Consider the following 3,727-nt stretch of genomic DNA (forward strand, 5'->3'; position numbering starts at 1 on the left):
GCCCTGCACCACCATGTAGTCGCGGGTAAAAATGCCGCGCACCAATAATTGGCCGATGCCGGGAATCGCGAACAGGCTTTCGATCACCACCGTGCCGCTGATCAGCCAGCCGATATTCACCGCCAGCAGGTTAACAGCCGGCACCAGGGAATTAGGTAACACATGCCGACGAAACACCGCCGCCTCCGATAACCCGCGTGCGCGGGCAGCGGTGACATGGTCAGCCTGCAACTCCATCAGCATGCTCGCCCGCAGGTTGCGTACCAGCACCGCCGCCAGCGCCAGCGCAATGGTCAAGCACGGCAGGACCATGTGGTGGGCTTTATCTGTAAACGTGCGACCGTAGCCCGACACCGGGAACAAGCCCCACTTCACACTCAGCAACAGAATCAGCATCAAGCCCAGCCAGAAGGCCGGCATGCCCAGGCCAACCGTGGTGAACACGCGGATCAGGTTATCCGCCCAACCGCCTTTGTTGCGCGCCGCCACGGTGGCCAGCGGCACCGCGATCAACAGCGCCAGCAGCGCACTGCCGAGCACCAGCACCAGCGTCGGCTCGATGCGGGTGACGATCAGTTTCAACGCGTCGACCTTATAGAGCAGTGACTGGCCGAGATCGCCCTTGAGCAGGTTCTTGAGGAAGTAGAAATATTGCAGCCACAAGGGCTGGTCCAGGCCGTATTGGGCGCGGATTTTCAGCAGCGCGTCCGGCGTGCTGCGCGAGCCCAGCAAGGCCCGCGCCGGGTCGCCGGGGATCGAGCGCACCAGCACAAAGGTGATCAGGCTGATGCCAAACAACACCGGCAGCAATTGCAGCGGCCGGGACAACACAAAACGGTAACGCGCAAGATTCATCCGTCAGCCTCGGTGGCGAGCGAGGAAGTCCAGCAGCACCGGGAAGTACGCGTGGGGTTCCTCATAAAACGGCATATGGCTGCTGTTGGGGAATACATGCAACTCGGCGTGTGTGGCGGCGAGTTTCATGCGATGGGCGCAAGCGGGTGTCAGTTCGTCGTGCTGGCCGGTGGTGATCAGGATCGGCATCTTGAAATCGGCCATCTCCGGGATGCGGTTCCAGTCCTTGAGGTTGCCGATATAGAGGAACTCGTTGGGGCCTTGCATGGTTTCGTAAGGCCCCATGTTCCAGTCGCCCAGGGAGCGCTTGACCGGCTCCGGCCATTCGTCCAGACGGCAGACGTGGCGGTAGTTGAGCAAGGTGATAGCGGCCTGATACTGCGGATGGTCGAGTGTGCCCATGGCTTCATGGCGCTGCATCATGGCCACGGTTTCGCTGCCGAGGGCACCGCGCAGGCGTTCGAGCTCCTGGGACAGGTGCGGAATATCGCCGACGGTGTTTTCCAGGATCAGGCTTTTCAGGGCGTCGGGATAGTGGATGGCGTACTCGATGCCCAACCAGCCGCCCCACGAATGCCCAAGCAGATGCACGCGGCCCAGGCCCAGTGCCTGGCGCACGGTTTCGACTTCTTCGACATAACGGCCAATTTCCCACAGGGAAACATCTGATGGTCTGGCTGATGCGCCCGTGCCAAGCTGATCGAATGCAACCACTCGCAGGTTATGCTCTTTGAGCCAGCCATGGGCGTCGCGCAAGTAGTCACACGGCAGGCCCGGGCCGCCGTTGAGACACAAGAGCACCTCATCGCCGTCGCCAAAGCTGTAGGCCACGAGGTTATGGCCATCGACCTGCACGTTGTACTGCTGGTCGGGGGCAATTTCACGCCACATGCATACATTCCTTGTGTTGTATCGGCCTGGCAGGTAGCGGCCGTTTACAGGGCCAACACTACCGAGGATGCCGCGCGTCCATAACCTAGTAGTTCTTATAGGTTTGGCCTGGCAGTCCTTCGCCGGGGCGTGGCATTCTACTTGCCGCAAGTCGAGATTCAAATGAATTCGGGAGCAGAACGGATGCTGTCCAAACTTACTGCCTTCAACAACCGCCTCATGCCCGGCAGGAGCCTGGTTGAACAGGTGGACAACACGTTTGTCCTCGCCCAGCAGTTGGGCTTTGATGCGTTGGTGTATGACTACACGCCGGTGCCCATCGACCAGGACGGTTCGCTGATCACGCCTTCGGTGCTGGAGTCGCGCAACACGCCGTCGGACTGGCACGCGTTATGGTGCAGCGAAGGGTTTTACCAGATCGACCCGGTGCAGCACCTGGCCTTGAGCACGGTGTCGCCGTTCGTGTGGTCCTATGAGGCCAAAGCCGACACTGCGCTGCAAAAGATCATCGACCCGTGCCATGCGCCCGTGTCCTCTTATTTGCATGAACGCCAACTGACCTGCGGCGTCACCGTGCCGATCCACCTGCCGCGTGGCGGCTTCGCGTCGCTGACCGGCCTGCGCACCGGCAAGGCCAGCACGGTGCTGGAAGATGCCCAGCAAACCTTGACGGACTTCAGCCTGATCACCCATGCCTTGCAGGAAGCAGCCTACCCGCTGCTGAGCAAAGAGCTACGCACCTACCCGCACATCCATCTGACCAAACGCGAGCGCGAGTGCCTTAAATGGGCGGCGGAGGGCCTGACCGCCGCCGAGATCGCCACGCAGTTAAGCCGCTCACTGGCGGTGGTCACCCTGCACCTGGCCTCGGCCATGCACAAACTGGGCGCCAAGAACCGCGTACAGGCGGTGGTGCGCGCGACCCATTACCGCCTGCTCGAAGATTGATCCGTCGGTAAAACCTAGCTGTTTTGCTAGTTACTTAAACGCTGCGTGCCGACTATCGTATTCCTGATCCTTTTTTTCAGAGCAGGGTACGAAATGGAATTCATCGAGAAAGTCCGCGAAGGCTACGCGGCCTTCGGCGCCTACCAGACCTGGTACCGCGTCACTGGCGACCTGGGCACCGGCCGCACGCCCTTGGTGATCCTCCATGGCGGCCCCGGTTGCACCCATGACTACGTAGACGCGTTCAAGGACGTCGCCGCCAGCGGCCATGCGGTGATTCACTACGATCAAATCGGCAATGGCCGCTCTACGCACTTGCCGGACAAGGACGCGTCGTTCTGGACCATCGACCTGTTCCTCGACGAGCTGAACAACCTGCTGGACCACCTGCAGATCAGTGACAACTACGCGATCCTGGGGCAATCCTGGGGCGGCATGCTCGGCAGCGAACACGCCTCGTCCAGAAACTTCACCACAGTCCCCATGCACGCCTGGCGTTCTTCCACGTGGGGCATGTGGCTGGAGTCTTCAAACAACGCCCAGCGCACGTCAGTGATTTCATCCAGGAACGGCTTGACCACCAAGGGCGTGGCTTCGTCGTGGCGTCCTGATATCACCAGCGTCGGCACATTGATCGCCGACAGGCGCCCGATCACGCTCCAATCCTTCAAGCTGCCGATGATGTGAAATTCGGTCGGGCCGCTCATGGCGTGGTACACCGTCGGGTCGGCGTCCACCGCTGCAAAGGTGCGCGCCACTTCTTCCGGCCATGGGTTTACTCGGCACACGTGCTGGTCATAGAAAACCCGCGCCGCTGCCAGGTATTCCAGGTCTTGGTAAGTGCCGGCCTGTTCGTGTTTGAGCAGGGTTTGATGCACGCCTTCGGGCAACAGTTGGCGCAGGCGGTTGGCTTCGCTGACCCAGGTGCGCATGCAGGTGGGCGAGTTGGCCGGGATAAACGCGCGCAGGCCCTTGGGTCGCAAAATCGCGTGTTCGCTGCCGAGCATGCCGCCCCAGGATTGCCCCAGGATCG

General features: G+C 61.1%; 4 protein-coding genes and 1 pseudogene. 2 read left to right on the forward strand and 3 right to left on the reverse strand.

The genetic code is table 11. The annotated features are described in order from the left end of the window. On the reverse strand, positions 1-855 hold an 855-nt coding region (locus tag FEM54_RS27245; RefSeq protein ID WP_138453723.1), incomplete at its 3' end, for an ABC transporter permease. Positions 856-858: 3 nt separating this feature from the next. Next, positions 859-1,746 carry a proline iminopeptidase-family hydrolase gene (locus FEM54_RS27250; protein WP_017136114.1) on the reverse strand — a complete coding sequence of 296 codons (888 nt, stop codon included), beginning with the start codon at positions 1,744-1,746 and terminating at the stop codon, positions 859-861. A 183-nt stretch (positions 1,747-1,929) separates the two neighbouring features. Between FEM54_RS27250 and FEM54_RS27255 the strand changes: the two genes are divergently transcribed. Together FEM54_RS27255 and FEM54_RS27260 are read left to right on the forward strand one after the other, a co-directional pair. Then, positions 1,930-2,694, forward strand: coding sequence for a LuxR family transcriptional regulator (locus FEM54_RS27255; RefSeq protein ID WP_017136115.1), 765 nt, complete (start codon positions 1,930-1,932; stop codon positions 2,692-2,694). Between the two features lie 93 nt (positions 2,695-2,787). Continuing rightward, positions 2,788-3,150: pseudogene (locus FEM54_RS27260) on the forward strand (alpha/beta fold hydrolase); the annotation flags it as partial. On the opposite strand, the gene FEM54_RS27265 reads toward FEM54_RS27260, so the two are convergent. Beyond that, a partial coding sequence (locus tag FEM54_RS27265; RefSeq protein WP_138453724.1) for an alpha/beta fold hydrolase occupies positions 3,099-3,727 on the reverse strand: 629 nt, incomplete at its 5' end. The pseudogene FEM54_RS27260 and the gene FEM54_RS27265 overlap by 52 nt on opposite strands.

The sequence above is a fragment of the Pseudomonas edaphica genome (assembly GCF_005863185.1).
Lineage (GTDB): Bacteria > Pseudomonadota > Gammaproteobacteria > Pseudomonadales > Pseudomonadaceae > Aquipseudomonas > Aquipseudomonas edaphica.

Bases quoted from the DNA above. Each gene is read 5' to 3' on its own strand.
- FEM54_RS27255 (WP_017136115.1), top strand. From the start codon at position 1,930: ATGCTGTCCAAACTTACTGCCTTCAACAACCGCCTCATGCCCGGCAGG.
- FEM54_RS27250 (WP_017136114.1), bottom strand. From the start codon at position 1,746: ATGTGGCGTGAAATTGCCCCCGACCAGCAGTACAACGTGCAGGTCGAT.